The following is a 25,462-nucleotide window of genomic DNA, read 5'->3' on the forward strand; positions in this document are numbered from 1 at the left end:
ACTGCAGTCCATGGATATGAACATGAACGAAGTCTCCGACAATTTGTCCTTTTATAGACTGAAAGGGGTATCCCGCAGGAGAGAGAAAGGCGGGATCATTTTTGAACTTGAGATCCCTGAATTGATCATCAGACACGGGGATTTCATTGCCGTTACCGGCCCGAGCGGCTGTGGAAAATCTACCCTGCTCGATATCCTCGGCCTCATCCTTCAGCCGGACTGCAACCAGACGTTTACCTTAAGGAGAAGCGGAGATCCCAACGTGTGGGACGATATCGCCACCCTCGGGGAAGCACGCCTCGCCGATCTGCGCAAAGCAAAGATCGGTTATGTGCTGCAGAATGGCGGACTGCTCCCCTTTCTCACCGTGCGTGAAAATATTGAACTTCCTGCCCGTCTCAACCGCTTGAAAAACACGCGCGGACGGGCTGCGGAACTGGCCGGTAAACTTGGCATCACCGAACAGCTTGACAAGAAGCCCGCTCAGCTCTCCGGTGGTCAGCGCCAGCGGGCAGCTATTGCCCGCGGACTCGTCCATGGCCCCGCCATTGTGCTGGCCGACGAACCAACGGCAGCGGTAGATCAAATAAATGCAGTTGACATTCGCAACCAGTTTAGTGACCTTGCCCGCCAGCAGCAGGTCGCAGTGCTGATGGTCACCCATGATAAGAAACTGGTGCTGCCGGTAATAAACCGGCTGCTCACCTTTACAACAGAAAAAAGAGGGACAAACCACACCGTATCCCGTCTGCAGGAGGTTCCAGCCAATGAGTGGCAATAGCAACACGAAGAAAGAAGGCAGTCCCTGGCTGGTACTCTCGCTCGCGGCAAAGGACTTGCGCCATGAGCTGATTCTCAGCCTCTGCCTTGTGATGGCGGTCACCGCCGTTCTCGGCCCTGTTCTCATCCTCTTCGGTCTGAAATTTGGTTCAGTGCAGCTCCTGCGCAGCCGTCTCATTGAGGATCCTCGAAACCGTGAGATACGGCCGATAAGCAGTGCCCGCTATCAGCCCGAGTGGTTTCTCAAGATGCAGGAAATGCCGGAAATATCCTTCATAACCCCGATGACCCGCCAAATCTCCACCTCAGTCGATGCCTGCGTAGCTGGCAGCGACTCCGCCTGCAGCGGAGAAACCGTCAGTCTTGACCTTCTCCCCACAGGAACGGGCGACCCGCTGCTCCTTGAAAACAAAGGAACTATTCCCGGTCCAGACGGCTGCGTACTCACCCGTTTTGCTGCAGAGAAGGCGGGTGCAAAAACCGGGGACCGTATCAACATTACCATCCGTCGAGTAATTGGTGGCGACTGGCGCAAAGCAGGTCTCAGCCTTCATGTAGATGCTGTTCTTGATGCCCGCGCTGGCGCAATAAAAGCAATGTTTGTGCCACTTTCCGTGCTCGAACAGGTGGAGCGCTACAAGGATGGCGAGGCCGTACCAGAGAGAGGCTGGGAAGGAAAGCAGCGTACCGCCTTTGCTGAGTTTGACGGCCTGCTGGTGTGGCTCCCTGCTCCCCTGACGAAACTTGAACAGATTAAATTGCGCACCAGCACCGGCTTCTCGGCCGTACGGGGTATCAAACCCGCCGGGATGGAAAAGGAGTTTGGTTTCTCCATTGCTGCTCCCGGCAGCATCTATTTTTTTACCACAAGGAAGCAGGCGGCCCGGCAGGATAATATTGACAATATAGCCCGTCGTCTACGCGGTCGCGGCGCGATTCTGCTGCCGATAGCTGCACCTGTGAATGCCCGGTTAAGAGAAGACAGTACCTCGCGCAACGTTACCCTGCGCTCTCTCGGTTTCACCGCCGACACCGCAAAACGTCTTCAGATAACCCCTCTTCCACAGTGGGTTCTGAACCCCGCTGACAGCCCGGCCGCTTCCCTGCAGGCTTTTATCGCCGGAGACAACACTGATCATTCTCTCTCCCGGGTTGTACAGGCAGATATCCGTGAAAAAAACAGTTTGACTGTGCCATTAATTATTTACGGCGAGGGAGACAGCAGCACACTTTATATTCCAGCGGAACTCGGCGGTATTCTGCGGCTGCTCCGTGAGCGGCCCATCCATTACAATGCGGAGAACAACGCCTTCCTCCTCTCCCGCCAGGCGTATGCCGGTTTCCGCCTCTACACCACCACCATTGACGAGGTGGACGGTCTGCGCCGCAACCTCGGAAAGGAGGGAATTTCCGTGGCCACTGAGGCCGACCGTATCCGTGATGTACAGGAGCTGAACCACTATCTCAATCTCATTTTCTACGTTATCGCTGCGGCAGCTGCAGCCGGGGGTGCCGCCACTCTCGCTGCCAGTCTTTACGGCTCGGTAGAACGCAAGCGAAAAGAGATAGGCATCCTGCGCCTGCTCGGTTTCTCCCGCTTTTCTCTGCTGCGTTTCCCGCTCTACCAGGGGATTATTCTCACCTTCGGCGGGTTTGTGGTTGCCTCAAGTTTTTTCTTTGCCCTGTCGCTGCTGATCAACAACCTTTTCGCTGAAAAAATCCGCGAGAATGAATCCCTCTGCACACTGACTCCTGGCCACTTTGCTCTTTTCGCTGCAGTCATGCTTGCCATAGCAGTGGTTGCGGCACTTGGTGCAGCATTGCGTATTCTCCGTCTTGAACCGGTAGAGGCCCTGCGTGATGAATAAAAAAAACGTCAAAAAATATTGTTATTTTTATCTTTTAAAACAAAAAGAGGCAGTCATATTCTGCCGCCCCCTGCTGCTTGCCACAATCCTTTTCACTCTTCTTCTCACCACCCCCCTCAGCGTCGCCAGGGCCGCAGATATTGAGATTCCCCTCCCAAACGGGGAGAGCCTCTCCCTGCAGAAGATCTGTATCGGTGCGGGAGGAGATCTCTTCTCCGGCAGGCGCTTCACTCTTGGAGACCCCGTCGGCGGGTATAAAGAGTCCTCTACCGCCGTAACTCTCGGGGGGGCCTTCCCGACAAAAGACGGGAAAGACTGGTGTTACTACATGGGTACGACAGAGATAACCACCGGTCAGTACCAGTCGATTCTCAACCAGAATAAAAAAAAGGAAAAGGCAAAAGATAAAACACTGAAAATGCCGGTACGGGACATTACCTGGTACGACGCCGGGCATTTTATTGACAAACTCAACCAGTGGATTTACGCCAATCAGCTCGCCGCACTGCCCCGCTATACCAAAGGCGGTTATGGTTATTTCCGTCTGCCTACCGAAGAGGAGTGGGAATTTGCCGCACGGGGAGGATCAGCTGTCAGCATTGATAAATTTGACAGTCCCATACCCTTTCCAGCCACAAAAGTGACAAAATATGAATGGTTTTCCGGCCCGAAGTCGTCTCACAACAAGGTGCGTCCCGTCGGGGTTCTGAAAGGGAATCCTCTTGGCCTGCATGACATGCTTGGCAACGTCAGCGAAATGACCATGAGCCTTTACCGGGTGGAATATTATCAGGGGCGCATCGGCGGCTTTGTCGCCCGCGGTGGCCACTACCTCACCGACCGCAAACACCTGCGTTCTTCGGCACGCAGTGAACAACCCTTCTACCGCTGGAACGAAAAAACTGGCACCATGATTCCCAACCATCAGCAGACCATGGGGTTTCGCGTCGTTCTCTCCACCATCATCTATCCGGAGCGCTCTGTGGCCGAAAAAATGGAAAGTGCCTGGGAGCAGTATCGTAAAACCACTGGATCCACAACGCCAGCCGCTGTCTCTATCGCTCCCACCGACGTACAGGTGGGAGTGCAGTTTGACGACGCCGGAATCCACATCAACCGGCTGAAGAAAAAGTTCACCGGCATGGGCAATAGCGGAGAGGAGATGCTGCGGGAGATTGCCTTTATTGAGGGATCCATCATGAAAACCCGGCAGATCAGGGCAAAGGCAGAGGCTGATTCGGCTGCAGCCTGGGTGCTCATTGCTGACGAACGTGCCCTGATGATTCGCCGCCAGAGTCTGCGTAATCTCAAACTTTACGTCAATTTACTTGAACAGGCGCAAAAAATGGGGAATTACAGTAAAATAGGAATGTATAAAGTCCGAATTCAAGAAGTAGAAAAAAATATAGATTCAGGGCTGAAGGGCTACTCCACCACCATGCGTCAACTGGTCAAACTGGAACAGAAGGCAGTGGAAAAGGCCTTTGCGGAACGTAAAGAGTATCTGGCAAAAGAGAACGCGCAGGAACAGCTCCTGCTGCTGCCCATCATAGCAACACATGCTGAGACCTATCGCAGAGACCAGCGGGCTGCGCCGGAAAAATGGGAAAAAGATCTTACGAAAAAGTAGAAAAAGTCTTATTAGGGCCCCTTGAAAAGGTTTGTATTTCATTCATATTCAAGGTTCTTACAAGAAAAAAAATCTGAGAAAGAGGTTTCCCCATGAAAAAAATTTGTTGTATTCTTTTGAGTTCAACACTGCTGCTCTCAAGTTGTGCAGGGATGAATGATTCTGATACTACACGGGCCCAGGGAGCGGGTGTCGGAGCCGCCGGAGGTGCCGCAGCAGGTGTTCTTCTCGGCCAGATCATAGGCAAAGACAGTAGCGCCACCCTGCTCGGCGCGGCCATCGGAGCTGCAATGGGTGCGGGTGCCGGTTATCTCTACGGGAACCATGTCGCCAACCAGAAAGAGAAATTTGCCTCACAGGAAGACTGGCTGAACGCCTGTATTGCAAGCGCAACCAGAACAAATCAGGAGGCCAGAGCTTATAATAACAAACTGGCAGCGGAAATAACCAGTTTACAAGCCAGAAGCAGGGCACTGAAGAGGAGCTATAAAAAGAAAATAGCCACGAGGGGCGATATGCTCGCCCAGAAACAAAAGGTGGAAAACACACTCAAAACAGCACAAAAAAATCTTGCGAAAGTAAAATATGAGCTAAAAGAACAGCAGACCGTGGTACAGCAGATAAAACCCGGAGAATCTCTACAGCAGAGCAGGATACTGGACAGCCGCATCGCGGATCTGAAAAAAGCCGTCAATAATCTTGAGAAGAAGACTGCAACCCTCGCTTCTCTCTCAGCAACAATGAGCGTTTAACTGAATGCGCGGTGTGAACTGTGTTCAAGCAGCGGCGGTGTATTTCAAGCCCGCCTTTATTTCTAAAAAAATACAGGGATAATCATGAAAAAAAGTTATAAATCCGGCGCAAAAACTCTCCTTTTCGCCACCGTTTTCACTGCTGGAAGCATCCTCTGCGGAGCCAGTGCAGGTCTTGCCGTTGATAACAGTGCAGATGCTTCAATGGCGCGCCAGCTGCAACTCGAAGGGACCAGACTACAGCTTAAAGGCGATCTCGCCGGAGCTCTGGAAAAATATCAGCAGAGCTTGAAATTAAAGGCAAACCCGCGTCTGGAAAAAATCTCCCGGCGTATTGCGGAAAAAACAGGTAAAACCGCAGCAGGCACTGAAGCGACTGAAGCGGTGGTACAGGAGGTTGTTGCCCCTGTCGCGCCAACAGATATAACCTTGGCGGCACCTGTTCCACCCAAACCGGAAGCAACTGAGGCCACCTCTGTTGCAAAGGTTCAGGAAGTTCCGGCAGCCGGGGTTGCTTCGGCAACCGAAACCGCTCAGCCAGCTGCAGTTCCCGCCAGCCCGGAGGAGGCCCGCATCCGCAATATGGTCAGCAGAATGATCACCATGACCTCTACCTTTTCAGGTATCAACGACAGTGAGGTAACTGCAGACAACATCTTACAGATTGATCCAAACTATACAGTCACTCCCTGGATACAGCTGACAACGAAAGAAAGGCAGCAAATCGTCCCGGAATATACATCCTCTGACGAGGGAAAATATGACAACACGTTCTCTGTCAATCTCGGGAAGGTCGGGATAAAAACTCAAAGCGGGGAAACGATCTCTATTGATGCTCCTTTTATTCTCAAAGTCGAGATCACAGCAAAAGACAAACTCTTCTGCAGCCTCATTCTTCCCCCCTCCATACCCTTGACCAGTGAAGGCAAACCATTGCTGGAAATAACCAGCACAGCTTCAACCCTTGAGGGAGTATGGGATGAAGATCTTAACGCTTTCACGACTACCCTGTATAAGATGACTTCTCCAAAATTTTTCTTCGCTCCAAAGAAGAATAACAGTGGATTTAACTACAGTGGCGGGATGGCCAGTGTAAATTTCAAGAGCGTTCTCGACACCGATGGCCCTGACTGGAACTATAAAACGGACGGAAACGCCGAAGACTTTAGTTTTTATGGAAAAGATATTCCTCTCTTCACCATCGGAGCTGGACGTATCTCATATTCAGTCGAAGGCCGCGAGGCACTGACACTGCGCAGTCTGATCAAAGAGTATGTAAACTGCATCTCAAGTTTTCAGGAGAGTATTGCAGCAAATAACAGTGATGGTATTGCCTCGAACGGAGAAACTTTTTTCCACATTATAGACTCCGCCTTGAAAATTTACAGTAAAAGCAATTCTAATTTTCAACTCAATAACATCAATATCTCCAATCCAGAACAATCTGAAAGTACCTTTCATATTGATGGCATAAATCTTACGAGCGAAGACTCACGCACTGCTCAGGGAAATATTGTCAGTAATACGCTTTTCACCTTCAACAGCATCTCAAGCCTGATTACCGAAGGAGAACAGCAGCCGACCGCCATTAATATTGATGAAGTCAGCTTCAAATTTTCCGGTGGCCTTGAAAAGATTCCAGAGAACTTCTTTGTCAGTAATTACAAGAAGATAAAACCAATGATAAAATCCATCATTGATGAGAGTGCAGATGAGGATGAAATTGCTGGTATTGCTATAGAAATTAGTAGAAATGTCCTCTCCCTTCTCAGGGAATGCAAGGAGAATATCGCTGTAAATAATGTAGAGGTAAAAGGCCCCTTCAACGGGAAACTGGCCAACTTTACTCTCGCCCAGGGAATCACCGCAGGCGGCGGGAAAGACAACAGCATCAGCCATAATATCCGCTTCTCCGGACTTGATATCCCGGCCATGGCTGCCTTTCTGCCTACGGATGCCAATATTGATATAAAGGCCCTGCAACTTCCCCCGCTGTTAAGCCTTATACCAGATGCGGCAACCACAACACAGCTCATTAAAGATGATACTTTTGACAGTTATTTCCAATCAAAAATACTGGAAGAAAGCCACTTTATTACAGGAGTACTCGACAACAACTATATAACCTTCGCCAACGCTGCAATCAAACTCAACGGCCGCTTCCAGCAGGATTCCTCCTCACCTGTAATGGCCCAGGGAAAAGCTGTAATGGAGATCGAAAATGCGGATAATATCAACACCCTCCTTCAAAGTCTGCCCAACGGGCAACAACTGCAGGGACCACTGACCATGCTGACCTCCTTCGCTAATCGAACTACAGCGGACGGCAAAACCACCGACACCATAAAGTTAGTCCTCACTCCAGAAGGAAAAATAATGGTCAACGACAAGGATCTCACGGGCATGTTCTTCCCACAGCAGACATCCGCACCTGAAGAGACCGTGACTCCAGTAGAGGAATCAGTTCCTGAATAAACTCCGGTACAGTAAATGTTTTTCACCTGAGAAGGGCTTTGAGGGTTCCTTTCAGGGTATCCTTTCAGTTAAAAACAGGCAGCCCCGTCCATAGTGGACGGGACTGCCTGTTTTTTTGGGGCTATTACGAATGAATAAACAGAATGTAAAATTTCTCATTGTTTATACTGATTTTTTCCATAAAAATAGATATATCGTAAAGTCCACTGGCAATATATTTTTTTTGTTGAACGTACGTAATGATAGTATTTGAGGGTCTCACAGACTTGATCCATCAATTTAATCTGATGATTTGAAGTAAATTTTGGCTTGTTTTCCATCATAACTGTGATAATATAATATTATACCATTCCTACTAAGTTGTGACCGTGCTAAATACCATTTTCACTTTCTATTGACGAATTCAAAGGCAGGGGGATGGGAGACAGGAGACAGGGAAAAGCAAAAGACGGAACAGCGAAAAACTTTTTGCCAACGAATAAAAGCTCTAATCATGCGAATAAAGGCAAAAAACTTTAAGAATTAAGAAGTTACGCTTTTATAAAAAATGCCCTTTTTCGCATGATTAGACTGTTTCTATTAAGTTATGCTCTTTTTACACCCTGTTGATTCATTCGTAATCACAAAAAAAGAGTTAAACTTAATAAGTTCAGATATTGCAGGAATGGTCCGACAAGTGAATGGAGAGTGACCACACCCGCGAATTTTTGTGTGAATTGTGGACTCACCACAACTTATTATAACTATAACGAAGAAGGAAATTTCAGCGATGGAAAAAGTTTATAACTTTAAGTGGGATCATCTTGGAGATCTTTCTGTCGGCAGGCCAAATCTTGGGAAGGAAACCTCTGTCATGGTCTATCGACTTATGCAGTATACATTCAAAGATGTTTTTTCAAAAGAGATAGGCAAACAGAAGACAATAGAATTATTTGTTAAAGCAGGCGCCCTTGCGGGCAAAGAGTTTTGCCGCAACGTCTTGGATATATCATTGCCATTTGATGAATTCATAGCCGAATTGAAAGAGAAACTTGTGGCCTTTAAAATTGGTATTCTCAGAATTGAGGAGGCCGATAAGAAAAAACTACAATTTGTCTTAACAGTGTCAGAAGACCTTGATTGCTCAGGTTTACCAATATTCGGAGAATCCGTTTGTAATTACGATGAAGGTTTCATAGCCGGGATTCTTAAAGAATATACTGGGAAGAAATTCACAGCCAAAGAAATTGACTGTTGGGCAACAGGGGATAGAACATGCCGCTTTGAAGTGAAGGCTATTGAAGGTTAAAATGAATTCTCGTCAGATTTTAGAAGATCTTAATACATGTTTTGAAGAAGCGATGCAACGTGGTCTTGGACAAAAAGGTCTTATTTTTCCAATAGATTTAGATAACGTTGACGATGACGAGCTCAAACATATTTGTGTTCGCCTGGCAGCAATCTTCGATATGCTAAATGAATCGTATCATTACTCCGAGAAATTGGCGAAGGGGGATCTTAAAGCGAAACCTTCTCGAACCAATATTTTTGCAATGCCGCTCAAGGGATTACAGGCAAGTTTGACTCATCTTACCTGGCAAGCAAATCAAGTTGCGGAAGGTGATCTGAGTCAACAAGTACACTTTCTTGGTCGTTTTTCAGATTCGTTTAATCACATGATTAAATCTTTGCGTGAAAAGGAGGTTATTGAACAGCGGTTAAAATTAATAAGTAACGTTATAGGGGAGGGAATTTTTCTTGTTACTTCTGAAGGAAAAATAATTTTTTTAAATCCTGAAGCAAGCCGATTACTTGGATATTTTCCCGATGAAATAGAAAATAAATTTATTCATGAAATTATCCATACTCAGCGCTTGGATGGTAGTTTTTATCAGCCTGGGGATAACCCAATTTTTAACGCTATAACACATGGAGATAAATACAACAATACTGATGGATGTTTTACCTGCAAGTCAGGGTTGTTAATGCCCGTCATGATTGCCTGCCGACCTGTTTTTAAAGAAGATATATTGGATGGCGCAGTCATTGCGTTTCGAGATATCACTGAACAAAAAAATTACCTAAAATCCCTTGAGACTATAAATTCCCTTTTAGAAAAGCAGGCCAGTACAGATACTCTAACAGGTATTTATAACCGTATGAAGTTTGACGAAAAATTAATGATTGAGATAAAAAGGGCACATCGTTATAATTCTCCTTTGTCATTTGTTATGTTCGATATAGATAATTTCAAAAAAGTAAATGATACGTATGGTCATTTAGCTGGAGATAATGTATTGAAACGTCTTGCTGGTCTTGTTGCCGCCAATATTCGTGATACCGATATTTTTGCTCGTTGGGGTGGTGAAGAGTTTGTAATTCAACTGCCAGGGTTATCTCTTGCCCGGGCAATAATATTTGCAGAAAAATTACGCCATAAAATAGAAAAATATAATTTTAAAGAACCTGAAAAAATTACCGTGAGTTTTGGTGTCACAGTCTTTCAAGCCAGAGATAACAATATTACCCTGACAAACAGAGCAGACGCTGCATTATACCGCGCCAAAGAAAACGGACGGAACCAGGTTCGGTCTAGTAACGAATAATTATATTCATTTTAGGTAGAGCATGCCACTGTCTTCAATTATCAAAAAAATATTTAGAGAGCTCATAGATTATCTATAATATTTGAGAAATGGACAGTCGTGAGGGTCGCTGAAGCCCTGGGAGTAACTACTCCCCAACCTTGAGCACCTGAAAAAGCGGTTTTTTGAAAATGGTATCACTGCAGCTATCACTCGCAAAAATCGCGTTAAGCCACAGAGAGAGATTCAATTGGGTGGAGAATTTGAAGATTAATTGTTAACCCTGACGTGTTCTCCTGCTCCTGAAGGTTGCAAAAGATAGAGGGTACGGCTTTTGGCTGAGAAAATAGTAGAATTTAAAATCGTCGCCAGTGTTTCTCCAATGACAGACAGTGTGTAATACTTTAAAAAAAACGAACGTAAGCCTCACCTGAGAAAGCCCTGGAAGATTCCGCCAGATAAAAACGCGAGTTTTACAGCGGCAATGGAAAATGTGTTTGAGGTGTACGCGCGTCCATATAATATAAATCGTCCAGTGATTTGCATGGCCGAATCAATCAGCCAGTTGATTGGCGAAGTTTGGGACACACACAGCTGCAGGCTGTGTCCTGTTCCTGCTCATAGCCCGGGGATGGCTGTTCCCGTTACCATCCTGCATGTGGCGCGGGACCACGAAAAAAAACATAAAAAAAGACCCTGGAAGAAATATTCTTCCAGGGTCTTTTTTCATCTCAGACAGCGGTATGAGCGACAAAGAATCTTATCATATCATCCTCTGTGTACCGGATATACCTTATGCCATTTACATTTTGTGTTAACCAGAGAACGTAAAGAGTAAAAATAGAACAATAGCAATTCTCCGTTTAATTTTAAAATCTTTTTTAAAGTTTTTTGCCTTTATTCGCATGTTTCGAGCTTTTATTCGTTGGCAAAAAGTTTTTCGCTGTTCCATCTTTTGCTTTTCCCTGTCTCCCGTCTCCTTTCTCCCATTCCCCTGCCTTTACATTCGCCAATAGAAAGTGAAAATGGCATTGAGTACGGTCACAACTTAAGAGGAATGGTATAACATGCTGAATTTAAAATAGAAGGACGGGAAAAGAGATCTGTCATAAAAAAGGAAGATTAAAACAGTGCAATCTCAATCCAGCAGATGGCCATCAGCACCAGACTCAGAAAAACGGCGGCCGAACCCATATCCTTGGCCTGACCGGAAAGTCTGTGCCGTTCCGTGCCGATGCGATCAACTGCAGCCTCAATGGCAGAGTTGAGCAATTCAACTATCAACACGAGCAGTCCTGAACCAATGAGCAAAAAATGTTCTACCGCTCCATCACCGAGCCAGAAGGCAAAGGGCAGCATGAGAAGGACCAGTATTAACTCCTGACGGAAAGCCGCCTCATACTTCACCGCCGAGATAAATCCCCGCCAGGAGTAATATGTGGCCCAGAATATACGGCCCATGCCTTTTCGGCCTGGCTTATTATTCTCTTCACCAGCCACTATGCCTCCCCCCCATAAAAGAGTTTCATTGCACTGCGCATCTGTTCAAAGGGGAGTTGTCCCGGTGCCGAACTTCCCAGCCCGTCACCAAAAGTGACATCTGAGCCAAAAAGCCCGCCCACGAGTCTGGTCATTGAGCCGTATTGGCCCATGGATATTGTTATCATGGGAACCTGTACCAGACTACTGCGTGCCCGGTTCGTTGCTGACAGCAGGGTAAGGACATCACCATAATTCTGCGCTGTAACTGCAACTTTGGCAATATCAGCCCCCTGCTCCCCGGCATTGATGAGCAGCGACAGAATATCCTTCTCTTCAGGTGTCTCGATGAAGTTGTGGCTGGAATATATCAGGCGAACCCCCTGCCCGTCGGCCATCTTCCGCAGTTTGGAGAGAAAAGCACGACCACAGGAGAGCTCGGCGTCGATGATATCGGCAAGGCCGGTCTCCGCCACTTCTTTGTAGAGATCAAGTCTCATGGCATCAGTAAGTCCAAGTGCACCCGCAAATCCTCCTTCTTCTTTTCGTCTACAGGTAAAAATCAAGGGGATATTCCCGATAATATCACGGATACTCCTGAGCAGTTCGAGACAGGATTTTACCTGCGAAACTCCAACATAACCATCCACCCGCCACTCAAGAATATCCGGGTTCAGGGCGGTCACCGCCTCTGTTTTGACAAAAATATCTTCCTTTGTTTTTCCCACCAGCGGCAGACATATTAATGGTTTGTCTCCACCTATCTGGCAGTTACGAACGGTTACTTTCTTTATACTCTGTGGTCTCATATTTTGAACCCTGGCAGCAGTCCGCCATGACTGACGGAATTCACGATCTGCAGCATATAAAATTAATGTTTGACAATCAAAGCCCCCGGCTGGAAGAAGATGTCAAGACTCTTCGAGCACAGTTACGCAGGGAATATTACGATATCTCTGGGCGTAATCCATCCCATAGCCAACAACAAATTCGTCTTCTATCTCAACACCGATATAATCTACTTCTATTTCAACAACCCGGCGACTCGGCTTACTGAGAAAGGAGCATGATTTCAACGTGTGAGGCTGTCTGTTGCTCATCATCTGGATGATTTTTTTGAAGGTACGCCCCGTATCGACAATATCTTCAACGATAATGACATCTTTATCTTCAATGGAGGTATCCAGATCCATAACCAGCTTCACATTGGAGTTGGAGACTGTGCCGTTGCCATAACTTGATACCGTTATGAAATCAACAGTCAAAGGTAAGTCTATGGCCCGGACAAGGTCCGCCATAAAAATAAAGGAACCTTTCAACAAGCCCACAATAATCAATTCTCTGTTGCTCTCCTTGAAATCTTCATATATCTGCCTGCCAAGTCTTTCGACTGTTTCCTTCGTTTTTTCTTCGTTCACAAGAACTCTGCCAATTTTGTATTTATTCATTATTTCACCTCATATTCAACAAGATAGCGGATAAGGATCTGCTGGAGTAGTATAATACGTGTAACACCGTGATATGAAAAAGAGAAAGCTGCCAGTATGGTCAGGTCACCATACACAGACCCCGGCACTCTCACTGGCAGCAACGTACTCTTTGAGAAAAATACCAGATCATGGCCTTTCTTCAAGCAGGAAGATCTCAGACTGAAACTGCTGATACCCTGAATTGTTCTACGAGTACAATGTAACGTGAAATTCGTTGGAACTCTTTTGCAGGAGAATATGATCCTTTCGATGTTCAGGTCACGGTGATGGTCAGGCGGAAATGTACCCGCCTGGAGCTTTGATATCGGAGTCTGGTGCTTACCTCCGAGGATAAATTTAGCTCTAACACAGAAGAGGGGCGATTATTCAAGGTATCCTTATGCTCTTGCGGCGTTTCAGGGGTACCCGGGAAATCCTGCTCTTTTCTCATAAGTGAATAAAAGGTATCTAAATGAAATTACGTTATATATTAGTAATAGTAGCAGTTCTTTTTCTGATATGCAATCCCGTATGGGCAAAAATGGCATCAGTAAAAGGTGACAATGTGAACATGCGGAAGGGACCTGGAACAAACAATTCTATTGTCTGGGCCTACGACAGAGGTTTCCCACTGAAAGTTATCACTGAAAAAAAGCAATGGGTGGAGGTTATTGACTTTGAGGGAGACAGTGGATGGATATATCGTTCTCTGCTCTCCAACGCACCTCACGTTATTGTCAAGGTAAATAAAGGGAGCAGGAACAAAGTCAATATCCGCAGCCAGCCGGGTAAGAAGGGGAAAATTATAGGTCAGGCAAGTTATGGAGTCGTTTTCAGCAGGCTTGAAGAAAAAAACGGATGGCTTAAGGTGGAACACGAATCAGGTCTTAAAGGATGGCTTAAAAAAAGTCTGGTCTGGGGGGGAGAATAACACAAGGGACCCTTAAATCATACCATTCCTATTAAGTTGTGACCGTACTCAATGCCATTTTCACTTTCTATTGGCGAATGTAAAGGCAGGGGGATGGGAGACAGGAGAAAGGAGACGGGAGACAGGGAAAAGCAAAAGACGGAACAGCGAAAAACTTTTTGCCAACGAATACTATTAAGTTATGCTCTTTTTACATCCTGTTTATTCATTCGTAATCACAAAAAAAGATGTCCACGCAGTCGCTCTCTCTGGTCAATACAAAATGTAAATGGTATAAAAACCATGCCCGTGTAAAGAAGAAAGGCACTGTAATTTATAAAATTACAGTGCCTTTTATATGCTGGCGGAGAGGGAGGGATTCGAACCCTCGGTGGAGTCTGACCCCCACACTCGCTTAGCAGGCGAGCACCATCGGCCTCTCGGTCACCTCTCCACACATCATTCAAATCTTTGTTTATATATGGCGGAGGAAGTAGGATTTGAACCCACGGTACTTTCGTACAACGGTTTTCAAGACCGCCGCCTTAAGCCACTCGGCCATTCCTCCGTGAGCGCCTTTTGTACCATTCAATCAAGAACTTGTCAATAATCTTATCGACCTTTTTATAATGGTTGCATGCTAAACATTTTTGTAATAAAATAACAAAAATTTGCCAATTTTGACATATTTTAAAAATTTCCATCAAAATTTCCACCTCTTCCAGAGGCATATAATGACAGAAGAACACTCCATCAGTCAAAAACTTGAGGACGTAACAGCTCTCTATGAAATCACCAGAGAACTGGCGTCTTCGCTCGACCTGCGTGAGTGTCTTGAGAAGACAATGCAGGTCCTCCATGAAAAAAAACAAATGGTAAATGGGACAGTTACCATCGTCAATCCAATCAGTGGTAAACTCGAAATAGAGATTGCCCACGGGATTGATCCGGAAAATATGAAACGTGGCACGTACAAGATAGGAGAGGGAATCACCGGTCGGGTCGTCTCCACCGGTGAACCGGTTCTTGTACCACAAATATCCGAAGAACCGTTGTTTCTTAATCGTACGGGCGCTCGGGAAAGCGAACAGCTGAAGAAAAAATCTTTTCTCTGCGTACCCATCAAAGATGGCAGAAATATTATTGGTGCCCTTTCAGTAGACTGTTCTTATCCAGATGGAATAGACGAACAGGCCAATACTGACCTGCAGTATCTCACCGTCCTCAGCTCAATCATCGCCCAGACGGTTATCAGAATACAGACGGTCAACCGTGAAACAGAACAGCTCCACATTGAAAATCGTAAACTGAAACGGGAACTCTCGGAAAAAAATCGCATTAATGACATTATTGGCAATTCCAGTTCAATGCAGGAAGTCTTTGAGATGATCCACCGCGTGGTGGACAGCAATGCCACCGTTCTCCTGCGCGGCGAATCAGGAACGGGCAAGACACTTGTTGCAAAAGCGCTGCACTACAACGGCAAACGACATAATAAACCCTTTGTCTCCGTCAACTGTTCCGCCCTGCCGGAAACTCTGCTGGAAAGCGAAATATTCGGTCATGAGAAAGGTGCGTTCACCGGCGCCATCGAGCAGAAGATTGGTCGTTTTGAGATGGCTGAAGGAGGTACTCTTTTCCTTGATGAGATAGGGGAAATCAGCAATTCAGTACAGATTAAACTTCTCAATGTCGTCCAGGAACGTACCTTTCAGCGCCTCGGCTCGACCAAATCTATCACCTGTGATGTGCGCCTGGTTACCGCTACCAACCGGGATCTTGAGCGTGCCATTGAACAGAAAATCTTCCGTGAAGACCTCTACTACCGACTCAACGTCTTCCCTATCTATATGCCTCCGTTGCGGGAACGACGCACCGATATACTTCTTATTGCTGAGTTTTTTCTTGAAAAATTCGCCCGTGAGAATAATAAAGACATCAGCCGAATATCCACCTCCGCCATTGACATGCTCATTCAGTATCACTGGCCAGGCAATGTGCGCGAGCTGCAAAATTGCATGGAACGGGCGGTGTTAATCTGTGACACAGATACAATCAGTTCCATTCACCTTCCTCCCACTCTGCAGACCTCCCGGAGTTCGAAGAAAAAGACAACTCTTTCTTTTACTGAAGCAGTGGAAAATTTTGAAAAAGAGCTTATTATCGAGGGTCTAAAACGCAACAATGGGAATCAAACCAAAACAGCGAAGGATCTCGAAACAAGTCTGCGCATCATCAACTACAAGATCCATCAGTACAATATTAATCCCAGAAGCTATAAAATATGAAACTTTTGCTTCACATCTGCTGCGGCCCCTGCAGTATCTATCCCGTTAAAGTGCTGCGCGAGCGGGGCTATGATCTCACCGGTCGCTGGTATAATCCCAATATACATCCATGGAAAGAGTATCGCCGGCGCCTTGATACCCTTGAGACCTATGCTGAAAAAATATCCCTGCCACTTCTTGTTGAACGGGATTACGGACTCACTGAATACCTGCGTAAAGTGGTTTTTCACGAGAATGCCAGATGTGCTGTCTGTTATGAAATGCGGCTGGAGGATACGGCCCGCCTCGCCGCTGAACTCGGTTTTCCCACTTTCACCACAACCCTCTTCTACAGTAAATATCAGAACCACACACTGATGCAGGATATCGGCAGTAAGATGGCGGCAAAGTATGGGGTGGAGATGCTCTACGAGGATTTCAGCATTGGCTGGCAGGAGGGAATTGATCGCTCCATTGAAGAAGGAATGTATCGACAGCCCTATTGTGGCTGTATTTACAGTGAACAGGAACGTTATGACAACCGCTGGAAAAAACGGCGAAAAAAAGAATTTAAAAGACAACAAGGACTAAAAAATGCTCTCAATGATAGTGATAGCAACGACAAACAAAGGCAAGTTACGTGAATTTCAGGATTTGCTGAAAAATTTGGATATTGATATCAAGTCGGTGGATGAATTTGGCCCCATCCCTGAGGCAGTTGAGGATGGTGAAACCTTCGATGATAACGCCTACAAAAAGGCACTGCATACCGCAAAAATATTGGGAATTCCAGCTATTGCCGACGACTCTGGTCTCGTTGTTGAAGCCTTGAATGGTGAACCGGGTGTCTACTCCGCCCGCTATGCCGGGGAACATGCCACCGATGCTGAAAATCTTGAAAAGCTTCTCGACAGGCTCAAAGGTGTGAAAAACCGCAAAGCTTCTTTTCAGTGTGTTCTCTCCATTGCCGTACCTACAGGCGCTGCACTCACTTATGAGGCAAAATGTGATGGAATTATCATTGATGAAAAGCGGGGAGACAATGGCTTCGGCTATGATCCAGTCTTTTACTTCGAGGAGTACGGTAAGACTTTTGCCGAGATGACCCTGGAAGAAAAAGCGAAGGTAAGTCACCGCGGCAAAGCTCTTGCCGAGGTGCAATCAGAAGCAAAAGATATCAAGAAGTGGCTTGAACAGCGACTCTTTGAAATGAAGACACCGAAGCCGGACCATAATGAATTTCATGATGATGACTGGTCCAGCCAGAAGTAATACCATTCTATTCAGTTGTGACCTTACTTAATGCCATTTTCACTTTCTATTGGCGAATGTAAAGGCAGGGGGGATGGGAAACAGGAGAAAGGAGACAGGGAAAAGCAAAAGACGGAACAGCGAAAAACTTTTTGCCAACGAATAAAAGCTCTAAATATTCGAATAAAGGCAAAAAAACTTTAAAAAAGATTTTAAAATTAAACAGAGAATTGCTGTTGTTCTATCTTTACTCGCATTCTCTGGTCAATACAAAATGTAAATGTTATAAAATATTTTGACAGCCTCCCCGCTCTGAACAGCGGGGATTCCTGTGCATTCAGTTTCATTGCCGCAGCAGGAGAAAACTTTCCCCTACTCCGCTTTCAACTTTCGCCCGAGCAGAGAGCAGACAGCTTCAAGACACGGTTTGTCTTCATAGAGTATTTTGTAGACTTCCTCAAGAATTGGCATTTCCACTCCTTCACGACGGGCAAGATTATATCCGGAGCGGGTAGTTTTTACCCCTTCGGCGACCATTCCCAGTTCAGCAACCACCGCATCCAGTTTTTTCCCCTCTCCCAGCCTGAGTCCCACCGTACGATTGCGGCTCAGGCTGCCGGTACAGGTGAGGAGGAGATCTCCCATGCCGCTGAGCCCGGCAAAGGTTGCCGGATCCGCGCCCATCTTCACCCCGAGGCGCTGAATCTCCGCCAGTCCACGGGTAATAAGTGCAGCCCTGGCATTGAGACCAAAATTCAATCCATCACACATTCCTGTGGCGATGGCAATCACGTTTTTCAACGCTCCAGAGAGTTCCAGCCCCAGTATGTCGACACTGGTATAGGCACGGAAATATGAGGTGCCGAAGAGCTGTTGCTGTTCCTGTGCCACCTTAATGTCCGCAAAACCGATGGAGACCGCTGTCGGCAGTTCCTGTGCCACCTCCAGCGCAAAGGAGGGCCCCGAAAGTACACCTGTCGGAATCTCTCCGGAAAATCCACTCTCTGCCAGCACCGAAACAATAACCTCACTCATGGTCTGCAGAGTCTCGTTCTCAATACCTTTTATAGCAGAAAGAATCCGTACTCCGGGGCGCAGATATGGGACCACCTGTCTGAAAACCTCACGACAGCTTTGCGACGGAACCACCATGACAACGGTGTGCGCTTTGGAAACCGCCCGAGCCAGGTCACTCTCCACATGCAGAGTCTTCGGAAAGGGAAAACCAGGCAGGTAAAACCGGTTTTCCCTCTCACTGCGAAGAGCCTCCACATGAGCCTTTCTATGCCCCCACAGAGCCACATTTAAACTTTTACCGGCAAGGAGCAGCGCAAGAGCTGTTCCCCACGATCCTGCGCCAATGACAGCGATCTCAGCGCTATTATCAGTCATTATTGATCTCCGTCGTCACCTTCACCCTCTTCTGAAGCAGGTGAATCGTCCGTTTCAGAACCGACATCAGTATTGTCTGACTGCGGCTCCACAGATTCTACAGAAGGAATTTCCTCCTCCTCTTCTTCATTCTCTTTTTGCACTGTATCAAAACTGACCACTTTTTCGTCGTCCCCGAGGTTAATCAGCCGTACACCCTGGGTTGCCCTGCCAATAATTCGTACAGAGTCAAGATTCATGCGGATCATCTTGCCGGAATCAGCGATGAGGATAATTTGATCATCATCGCTCACCTGAGTGGCACCGATTACGTCACCATTACGTTCCGACTCGGCGATCCCTTTAATTCCCTTACCGCCGCGTCCCTGTACGCGATACTCTTCCACCGGTGAACGCTTCCCGAAGCCGTTGGCGGTAACAATAAGAACAGAATTCTGAGAATTGATCACGATGGCACTCACCACCTCATCATCCTCAGCGAGACGAATTCCCCGTACACCGGCGGCCATACGCCCCATGGTGCGGACATCATTCTCATCGAAGTGGATACTCTTTCCTTTTTTGGTTACCAGCAGCACAGTATCGTTCCCGTTAAGGACATGGGCAGCGATGATTTCGTCCCCTTCGTTGATAGTCAGTGCCCGCTTGCCACGGGAGAGCGGCCGTGCAAACTCCTGCAGACTGCTTTTCTTCACCCGTCCTGACCTGGTCACCATGAGAATGGTTTTGGCGTTGCTCTCATCCTCAAAGCTGGTAATCGGCAGCACCGCAGCCAATTTCTCATTCTCTTCAAGATTGAGCAGGTTAACAACAGCCTTGCCCCGCGCCATCCGACCAGCCTGCGGTAACTGATAGACCTTGCGCCAGAAAACTTTGCCGAAGCTGGTGAAGAAGAGAAATATGTCCAGTGTTGAAGCCACATAAAGACTGGAGACAACGTCTTCCTCCAAGGCTTTCACTCCCGTAACGCCTTTGCCACCACGGTTCTGCGCCCGATAGAGTGACAGCGGATTGCGTTTGATATATCCGGTATACGTGATGGTTACCGCCATATCCTCAGGAGTAATGAGATCTTCCGGCAGAAGATCATCAGTGGCTTCAACAATCTCGGTCCGTCGGTCATCACCATACGTTTCTCGAAGCTCGGCAAATTCATCCTTGATGATATTCATCACCAGGACCTCACTGCCGAGAATCTCACGCAGCCGTTCAATCTCCCGTTTAATTGTCGCGTACTCCTGCATGATCTTCTCGCGCTCAAGACCGGTAAGGCGCTGCAGACGCATGTCGAGAATAGTCTGGGCCTGGATCTCACTCAGTTCAAATCGCTGAATCAACCCTTCTTTCGCCTCCTGCGGATTGGCGGAATTACGGATGAGCTGTACGACATCGTCGAGGTTGTTCAGCGCAATAACCAGACCTTCCAGAATATGGGCCCGTTCCTCAGCCTTGCGCAATTCGAAAGCGGTGCGGCGATAGACCACCACCTTGCGGTGGAGAACGAAGTGTTCAAGGATCTGTTTGAGGTTGAGAACCTCCGGTTTGTTGTTGACGATAGCCAGCATGATGATACCAAAACTCTTTTGCATCAGGGTGTTGCTAAAGAGCTGGTTGAGTACAACCTCGGAATATTCATCCTTTTTAAGATCAATGGCGATACGCAGTCCACGGCGATCTGACTCATCGCGCACATCTGAAATGGCCTCAATCTTTTTATCTTTGGCCAGTTCAGAGATCTTTTCTACCAGATTAGCCTTATTTACCTGGTAGGGAATCTCGGTGACGATGATCGCTTCCCGCTTACTGTCTTTGATTTTTTCCACGTGGGTATTCGCCCGCATGATTATCACGCCGCGACCGGTTTCATAAGCCTCACGGATACCGTTGCGGCCGCAGATCTGGCCTCCGGTGGGGAAATCCGGTCCGGTAATGAATCCCATCAAATCATGTACGGTGAGATCAGGGACGTCGATCAGGGCAATAAGGGCATCGAGCACCTCGGTGATGTTGTGCGGTGGAATGTTGGTCGCCATGCCAACGGCAATCCCCGCCGAACCGTTGATCAACAGGTTCGGAATTTTAGTGGGCATAACTGACGGCTCCTGCAGGGAACTGTCGTAGTTGGGAATCCAGTCCACTGTTTCCTTGTCCAGGTCGGCGACAATTTCCCGGTCGATCCGGGTCATCCGAGCCTCGGTATAACGCATGGCGGCAGGGGAATCACCGTCCATGGAACCAAAGTTTCCCTGACCATCTACCAGGGGATAACGCATGGAAAAATCCTGCGCCATACGTACGATGGTAGCATAGGCAGCGGTATCACCATGGGGATGATACTTCCCGATAATATCACCGACGATACGCGCCGATTTTACATAAGAACGGTTGAAGTTAACACCAATCTCGCGCATGGCGAAGATGGAGCGCCGGTGAACCGGCTTCATTCCGTCGCGCACATCGGGCAGAGCCCGACCAACAATGACACTCATTGCGTATTCGAGATAAGATTTCTGTAACTCTTTCTCGACGGAGACTCTGGGAAACTTTTCGGTTTCCATATCGTTATTTTCTGTATCTGTCATGGCCTTTTATCTTTTATAAGACTTTAGAACTCTGCTGTATTTCAGAGTTACGAAGTGAGAAAAACGGTTTTTTCTCTTTCAATTGAAAACATGCAGCAGCTTGTCAGATATCAAGATCAGTTACCTCAAGGGCATGTTCCTGGATAAACGCGCGGCGCGGCTCCACTTTGTCCCCCATCAGGGTAACAAAAATATCATCGGCCTGTTCAGCATCATCCACCTGTACCTGCAGCATGGAGCGGTTTTCCGGGTTCATGGTTGTATCCCAGAGCTGTTCCGGATTCATTTCACCGAGACCTTTGTAACGCTGCAGGTTGCTTCCCTTGAAGCTTTCGTCGCGGATGAGATTAATAAGATCCTGCCAGTTGTTCGCCCTTCGTTCCTCTCCGACTTCTTCCCTGCTGACGGCACAGAGACCAAATTCTGCAGTGAGGTAAGGCTTTATTTCATCAAAGAAATTCAGCGCACTGCGATATTCGGCAATCAGCGGTATCCGCGGACCAATGGTCATCATTATCTGTACCTTACCGCGAATAGCGACGTTAAACTCGTAGCAGTCTTCCCGCCAGCGGCAGTTTTGTACATCACTGAGAATAAGTTTCTCCGGGTCAAGTTTTGCCTTCAGACTTCGTACCCACTCATCATCTTTGAACTGGTCAGCGGAACGAATGTTGTTCTCCAGCAGGAAGTAGAGCATATCCTCCCAGACATTCATGCGGTTCATGAAGGCGGTGATACGCTGATAGATGGAAAGGTGTTCAAGGAGATGGATAAATTTTTCACCGGTTATGTCCTGCATTTCACCGTTTATGTCTGCTTTGAGCTGATAGTTTTTGCTCGCCTCGGTAAAAAGATGATTGTTGAGTTCACTGTCGTTCAGGAAATAGCGCTCCTTCTTCCCTTTCCCCAGTCGATAGAGCGGTGGCTGGGCAATGTAGATATGGCCAGCCTCCAGCAGCGGGGTCATCTGACGGTAGAAAAACGTAAGAAGCAGGGTCCGAATATGTGCCCCGTCAACATCGGCATCGGTCATGATGATGACCTTGTGGTAACGCAGTTTTTCCGGATCAAAATCTTCTTCACCAATTCCGCAGCCAAGAGCGCTTATAAGATGTTTGATCTCTTCACTGGAGAGAATCCGGTCAAAACGGGCCTTCTCCACATTGAGGATCTTACCTTTCAGCGGCAGAATTGCCTGATTGGTCCGGTCACGTCCCTGTTTGGCAGAACCACCGGCAGAATCACCTTCGACGATGAATATTTCACGTTTCGCCGGATCCTTTTCCTGGCATTCGGCAAGTTTTCCAGCCATCAACAGGCTGGTCGAACCCTTCTTGCGGGAGAGGTCCCGTGCACGTTTTGCAGCCTCACGGGCACGGGCGGCATCAACCACCTTGGAGAGAATTTTTTTGGCAATTGCCGGATTCTGCTCGAGGAAAACGGTCAGTTTGTCACCGCATATATTCTCTACTATTGATTTAACCTCACTGTTGCCCAGTTTGGTTTTCGTCTGCCCCTCGAACTGCGGGTTGGGTACATGTACAGATATAACGCAGGTCAATCCCTCACGAATATCATCGCCGCCCATTTTTTCCCGCATGTTTTTGGGAATCATATCGTCGTTGGCGTAACGATTAAGGCAACGGGTAAGCGCAGCACGAAAACCAGCCACATGACTGCCGCCTTCACGGGTATTAATATTGTTGACGAAGGAGAAGAGACGTTCCTTATAGCCGTCATAGTGCTGCATGGAGATCTCAACCTCCACGTTATCCTTTTCGCCGCTGAGATAGATAGGTTCAGGGAAAACAGGAGTACGTTTACGGTTGAGCCACTCAACGTAGGAGACAATGCCTCCCTCGGCGTGGAATTTGTCCTCCTCACCGCTGCGTTCGTCTTTCAGAGAGATCTGCAGGCCTTTGTTAAGGAAACTCAGCTCACGGAGACGGTTTTTAACTGTCTCGTAATTGTAGACTGTGGTCTGCGTGAAGATCTCCGGATCAGCCTTGAAACGAATGATGGTACCGGTATACTGACTGTCTCCGATAACCTCAAGCTCACTGGCTTTTTTGCCATATTGGTAACGCTGGCTGTAGGCTTTGCCGTTACGATGGATTTCGGCAACTGTTTCACAGGAAAGGGCGTTGACCACCGAAATTCCGACACCATGCAAACCGCCGGAGACTTTATAACTGCTGTGGTCAAATTTCCCACCGGCATGCAGGGTGGTCATAACCAGTTCCAGCGCTGTCATGTTCTCTGTGGGGTGTTTGTCTATGGGGATCCCACGACCGTTATCCTCTATGGAAACGGTATTATCTTCGTGGATAGTCACGCTTATTTTGGAGCAATAACCAGCCAGAGCCTCATCTATACTGTTGTCAACAATCTCCCAGATAAGGTGGTGCAAGCCCTCTTCTGAGGTATTACCGATATACATTGAGGGACGTTTACGTACAGCCTCAAGTCCTTCAAGAACCTGAATCTGATCGGCATCATAATGGCCCGCAGGCACATCGTTTTCTTTTGGGTCAGTCACGGTTGTTTCCTTTCGTTGATCCCTTGTTTATGAAGCGTGTACAGCGCTCTCTATCTTTGCGGGGTCAAAAATCAAAGATGCATGGGCATGATAATACTGATGAAACCCTGATCCTCATCAGAATTGAGCAAACAGGGACTGGCATCGGAATTGACATAAACATTAACGGTTTCACCCTCCATAACCTGTAGCGTTTCAATGAAATAACGACAGTTGAAGCCGAGTTTCAGAGGCTGTCCGTTGTATTCTACACTCATTTCATCACGGGCATTTCCGAGTTCGACGTTTTGCGAGGAGAGTACCATGTGGTCACTTTCCAGTTCAAAGGAGATCGTATGAAAAAGATCTTCAGTGAAGAGGTTGATTCTTTTCAGTGATTCAAGGAAGGGCTGGCGACGGATTTTCATGCAGTATGTCTGGTTGACCGCATCTATTATCGCCTTGTAATTTGGAAATTCTCCATCTTTCAGCCGGATTATCATGGTGGCATTATCATCTTTGAGAATGATTCTTTTGTCTTCCAGTGCGATCTCAAAGTTATCGTGGTCATCACAGAATTTTTTCCACTCCTGAACGCCTCTCTTGGGAATCAGAGTGGTCTCTCCTGGCTGCAGCTTCTCAAGAGTCTCGGGAAGATCTTTTTCCATGACGGTGAGACGATGGCCATCAGAGGAAATCATCTTCAATTTTGTTGTGTCGTTGACAACCTCTTTGCGCAGCAGGACGGAGGTCAGGGTGTAGACGCTCTCCTGTTCACCGGCGATTGAATAAATCGTTTTCTCTATGAGTTCCTGGAAGATGTAACTCTCTATGGAAATAAAGTTGTCTTCGTCATATTCGGGAAATTGAGGAAAGTCACTTCCGGGCATGCCGGCGAGGTTGTAGCTGCTTTGTCCGGTGAGGATATGAACCCAGCTGTTCTCTTTTTCTTCTATGGTAATACTGTCTGGCCCTGATTCGCGGACTATTTCGAATATTTTCTTTGCGGGGATGGTAATCGCCCCTTCTTCCAGGATCTTTGCAGGAATGATGATACGGAGGGCTATTTCCATATCTGTTCCAGTGAGAACAAGTCCGTCATTGCTTGTTTCTATGAGAACATTAAGCAGGATGGCCAGAGTGCCTTTTTTGCTGGTGATGTTTTGCAGGCTGTTGAGGCCCTCATAGAAGTGATCTCTTTCGATAATACATTTTAGTGCCATGATTCTCCTCTTATTATATGTTTTTATACTATTTTTATTAGTACTGTTGATACTGTTGATAACTTCTTATATCTTTGTTTTTCTGTTGATATTTATCAACATTTGAACGTTTAAAAGATCCTCTTTTTTGTGCAAAAAAAGTTTTCCACATAGTTATTAACAAAGTTATCACATGTTTTTCCCCATGATGTTGGCAAAGGCTCTTTGAGAACCCTTGAAAAGGTGTACATTTGTTGTGGAAAAAGATGTGGAAAAGTGAATATCCACGCATAACTTCGATATTCCTGATCTGCAGACGGTAA

18 protein-coding genes and 2 tRNA genes are annotated in these 25,462 nt (G+C 47.0%); 11 read left to right on the plus strand and 9 right to left on the minus strand.

Annotation, left to right across the window (positions count from 1 at the left end; all coding sequences use genetic code 11):
• The first annotated feature begins 22 nt into the window (after positions 1-22).
• The 7 genes from JWG39_RS06255 to JWG39_RS06285 all read left to right on the plus strand — a co-directional run bounded on the left by JWG39_RS06255 (position 23) and on the right by JWG39_RS06285 (position 10,090).
• On the plus strand, positions 23-781 hold the full coding sequence (locus JWG39_RS06255) for an ABC transporter ATP-binding protein (protein WP_205218528.1): 759 nt from the start codon (positions 23-25) through the stop codon (positions 779-781).
• A complete protein-coding gene (locus JWG39_RS06260) occupies positions 768-2,648 on the plus strand; it encodes an ABC transporter permease (RefSeq protein ID WP_205218529.1) in 1,881 nt (626 codons plus the stop codon). The genes JWG39_RS06255 and JWG39_RS06260 overlap by 14 nt, the downstream gene beginning before the upstream one ends.
• Positions 2,641-4,278: a formylglycine-generating enzyme family protein gene (locus JWG39_RS06265; protein WP_205218530.1), complete on the plus strand. Its 1,638-nt coding sequence runs from the start codon at positions 2,641-2,643 to the stop codon at positions 4,276-4,278. Before JWG39_RS06260 ends, JWG39_RS06265 begins: the two co-directional genes overlap by 8 nt.
• A gap of 92 nt (positions 4,279-4,370) precedes the next feature.
• Positions 4,371-5,030 carry a YMGG-like glycine zipper-containing protein gene (locus JWG39_RS06270; RefSeq protein ID WP_205218531.1) on the plus strand — a complete coding sequence of 220 codons (660 nt, stop codon included), beginning with the start codon at positions 4,371-4,373 and terminating at the stop codon, positions 5,028-5,030.
• An 84-nt stretch (positions 5,031-5,114) separates the two neighbouring features.
• Positions 5,115-7,505, plus strand: coding sequence for a hypothetical protein (locus tag JWG39_RS06275; protein WP_205218532.1), 2,391 nt, complete (start codon positions 5,115-5,117; stop codon positions 7,503-7,505).
• A 769-nt stretch (positions 7,506-8,274) separates the two neighbouring features.
• A complete protein-coding gene (locus JWG39_RS06280; protein WP_205218533.1) occupies positions 8,275-8,793 on the plus strand; it encodes a V4R domain-containing protein in 519 nt (172 codons plus the stop codon).
• Between the two features lies 1 nt (position 8,794).
• Complete coding sequence (locus JWG39_RS06285; protein WP_205218534.1) at positions 8,795-10,090, plus strand: sensor domain-containing diguanylate cyclase; 1,296 nt, start codon at positions 8,795-8,797, stop codon at positions 10,088-10,090.
• Positions 10,091-11,191: 1,101 nt separating this feature from the next.
• Here JWG39_RS06285 and JWG39_RS06290 read toward each other — a convergent pair.
• From JWG39_RS06290 to hpt, 3 genes are all read right to left on the minus strand, one after another.
• Positions 11,192-11,530, minus strand: coding sequence for a diacylglycerol kinase (locus JWG39_RS06290; protein ID WP_205218631.1), 339 nt, complete (start codon positions 11,528-11,530; stop codon positions 11,192-11,194).
• A 38-nt stretch (positions 11,531-11,568) separates the two neighbouring features.
• Complete coding sequence (gene aroD / locus JWG39_RS06295; RefSeq protein ID WP_205218535.1) at positions 11,569-12,357, minus strand: type I 3-dehydroquinate dehydratase; 789 nt, start codon at positions 12,355-12,357, stop codon at positions 11,569-11,571.
• 102 nt (positions 12,358-12,459) lie between these two features.
• Positions 12,460-12,996, minus strand: a complete 537-nt coding sequence (gene hpt / locus JWG39_RS06300; protein WP_205218536.1) for a hypoxanthine phosphoribosyltransferase — start codon at positions 12,994-12,996, stop codon at positions 12,460-12,462.
• A gap of 562 nt (positions 12,997-13,558) precedes the next feature.
• Here hpt and JWG39_RS06305 point away from each other — a divergent pair.
• Positions 13,559-13,948 (plus strand): SH3 domain-containing protein, encoded by a 390-nt coding sequence (locus JWG39_RS06305; RefSeq protein ID WP_240192021.1) that lies wholly within the window; start codon positions 13,559-13,561, stop codon positions 13,946-13,948.
• A 341-nt stretch (positions 13,949-14,289) separates the two neighbouring features.
• On the opposite strand, the gene JWG39_RS06310 is transcribed toward JWG39_RS06305, so the two are convergent.
• A tRNA-Ser gene (locus JWG39_RS06310) sits at positions 14,290-14,381 on the minus strand.
• Between the two features lie 28 nt (positions 14,382-14,409).
• Positions 14,410-14,495: transfer RNA gene (locus tag JWG39_RS06315), tRNA-Ser, on the minus strand.
• Positions 14,496-14,661: 166 nt separating this feature from the next.
• Between JWG39_RS06315 and JWG39_RS06320 the strand changes: the two genes are divergently transcribed.
• Genes JWG39_RS06320 through JWG39_RS06330 form a run of 3 tightly spaced genes read left to right on the plus strand, consistent with a single transcriptional unit; the run spans position 14,662 to position 17,466 of the window.
• Positions 14,662-16,215 (plus strand): sigma 54-interacting transcriptional regulator, encoded by a 1,554-nt coding sequence (locus JWG39_RS06320; RefSeq protein ID WP_205218538.1) that lies wholly within the window; start codon positions 14,662-14,664, stop codon positions 16,213-16,215.
• Entirely contained in the window at positions 16,212-16,838 is a 627-nt protein-coding gene (locus tag JWG39_RS06325) for an epoxyqueuosine reductase QueH (protein WP_205218539.1), read from the plus strand. Before JWG39_RS06320 ends, JWG39_RS06325 begins: the two co-directional genes overlap by 4 nt.
• A complete protein-coding gene (locus JWG39_RS06330) occupies positions 16,789-17,466 on the plus strand; it encodes an XTP/dITP diphosphatase (protein ID WP_205218540.1) in 678 nt (225 codons plus the stop codon). The genes JWG39_RS06325 and JWG39_RS06330 overlap by 50 nt, the downstream gene beginning before the upstream one ends.
• Positions 17,467-17,817: 351 nt before the next feature.
• Here the strand turns inward: JWG39_RS06330 and JWG39_RS06335 are convergent, their stop codons facing one another.
• The 4 genes from JWG39_RS06335 to dnaN all read right to left on the minus strand — a co-directional run bounded on the left by JWG39_RS06335 (position 17,818) and on the right by dnaN (position 25,160).
• On the minus strand, positions 17,818-18,837 hold the full coding sequence (locus JWG39_RS06335; protein WP_205218541.1) for an NAD(P)H-dependent glycerol-3-phosphate dehydrogenase: 1,020 nt from the start codon (positions 18,835-18,837) through the stop codon (positions 17,818-17,820).
• Positions 18,837-21,419 (minus strand): DNA gyrase subunit A, encoded by a 2,583-nt coding sequence (gene gyrA, locus JWG39_RS06340; protein ID WP_240192022.1) that lies wholly within the window; start codon positions 21,417-21,419, stop codon positions 18,837-18,839. The genes JWG39_RS06335 and gyrA overlap by 1 nt, the downstream gene beginning before the upstream one ends.
• Positions 21,420-21,522: 103 nt before the next feature.
• Positions 21,523-23,958, minus strand: coding sequence for a DNA topoisomerase (ATP-hydrolyzing) subunit B (gene gyrB, locus JWG39_RS06345; RefSeq protein WP_338032188.1), 2,436 nt, complete (start codon positions 23,956-23,958; stop codon positions 21,523-21,525).
• Positions 23,959-24,029: 71 nt separating this feature from the next.
• Positions 24,030-25,160, minus strand: a complete 1,131-nt coding sequence (dnaN, locus tag JWG39_RS06350; RefSeq protein ID WP_205218542.1) for a DNA polymerase III subunit beta — start codon at positions 25,158-25,160, stop codon at positions 24,030-24,032.
• Positions 25,161-25,462: the final 302 nt, after the last annotated feature.

The organism is Desulforhopalus vacuolatus (assembly GCF_016918505.1).
Taxonomy (GTDB): domain Bacteria; phylum Desulfobacterota; class Desulfobulbia; order Desulfobulbales; family Desulfocapsaceae; genus Desulforhopalus; species Desulforhopalus vacuolatus.

Bases quoted from the DNA above. Each gene is read 5' to 3' on its own strand.
- JWG39_RS06255 (WP_205218528.1), top strand. From the start codon at position 23: ATGAACGAAGTCTCCGACAATTTGTCCTTTTATAGACTGAAAGGGGTA.
- JWG39_RS06270 (WP_205218531.1), top strand. From the start codon at position 4,371: ATGAAAAAAATTTGTTGTATTCTTTTGAGTTCAACACTGCTGCTCTCA.
- JWG39_RS06305 (WP_240192021.1), top strand. From the start codon at position 13,559: ATGGCATCAGTAAAAGGTGACAATGTGAACATGCGGAAGGGACCTGGA.
- JWG39_RS06335 (WP_205218541.1), bottom strand. From the start codon at position 18,837: ATGACTGATAATAGCGCTGAGATCGCTGTCATTGGCGCAGGATCGTGG.
- JWG39_RS06260 (WP_205218529.1), top strand. From the start codon at position 768: ATGAGTGGCAATAGCAACACGAAGAAAGAAGGCAGTCCCTGGCTGGTA.
- JWG39_RS06330 (WP_205218540.1), top strand. From the start codon at position 16,789: ATGCTCTCAATGATAGTGATAGCAACGACAAACAAAGGCAAGTTACGT.
- JWG39_RS06325 (WP_205218539.1), top strand. From the start codon at position 16,212: ATGAAACTTTTGCTTCACATCTGCTGCGGCCCCTGCAGTATCTATCCC.
- dnaN (WP_205218542.1), bottom strand. From the start codon at position 25,160: ATGGCACTAAAATGTATTATCGAAAGAGATCACTTCTATGAGGGCCTC.
- JWG39_RS06320 (WP_205218538.1), top strand. From the start codon at position 14,662: ATGACAGAAGAACACTCCATCAGTCAAAAACTTGAGGACGTAACAGCT.
- JWG39_RS06265 (WP_205218530.1), top strand. From the start codon at position 2,641: ATGAATAAAAAAAACGTCAAAAAATATTGTTATTTTTATCTTTTAAAA.
- JWG39_RS06280 (WP_205218533.1), top strand. From the start codon at position 8,275: ATGGAAAAAGTTTATAACTTTAAGTGGGATCATCTTGGAGATCTTTCT.
- JWG39_RS06290 (WP_205218631.1), bottom strand. From the start codon at position 11,530: ATGGGCCGTATATTCTGGGCCACATATTACTCCTGGCGGGGATTTATC.
- JWG39_RS06275 (WP_205218532.1), top strand. From the start codon at position 5,115: ATGAAAAAAAGTTATAAATCCGGCGCAAAAACTCTCCTTTTCGCCACC.
- gyrA (WP_240192022.1), bottom strand. From the start codon at position 21,419: ATGACAGATACAGAAAATAACGATATGGAAACCGAAAAGTTTCCCAGA.
- hpt (WP_205218536.1), bottom strand. From the start codon at position 12,996: ATGAATAAATACAAAATTGGCAGAGTTCTTGTGAACGAAGAAAAAACG.
- JWG39_RS06285 (WP_205218534.1), top strand. From the start codon at position 8,795: ATGAATTCTCGTCAGATTTTAGAAGATCTTAATACATGTTTTGAAGAA.
- aroD (WP_205218535.1), bottom strand. From the start codon at position 12,357: ATGAGACCACAGAGTATAAAGAAAGTAACCGTTCGTAACTGCCAGATA.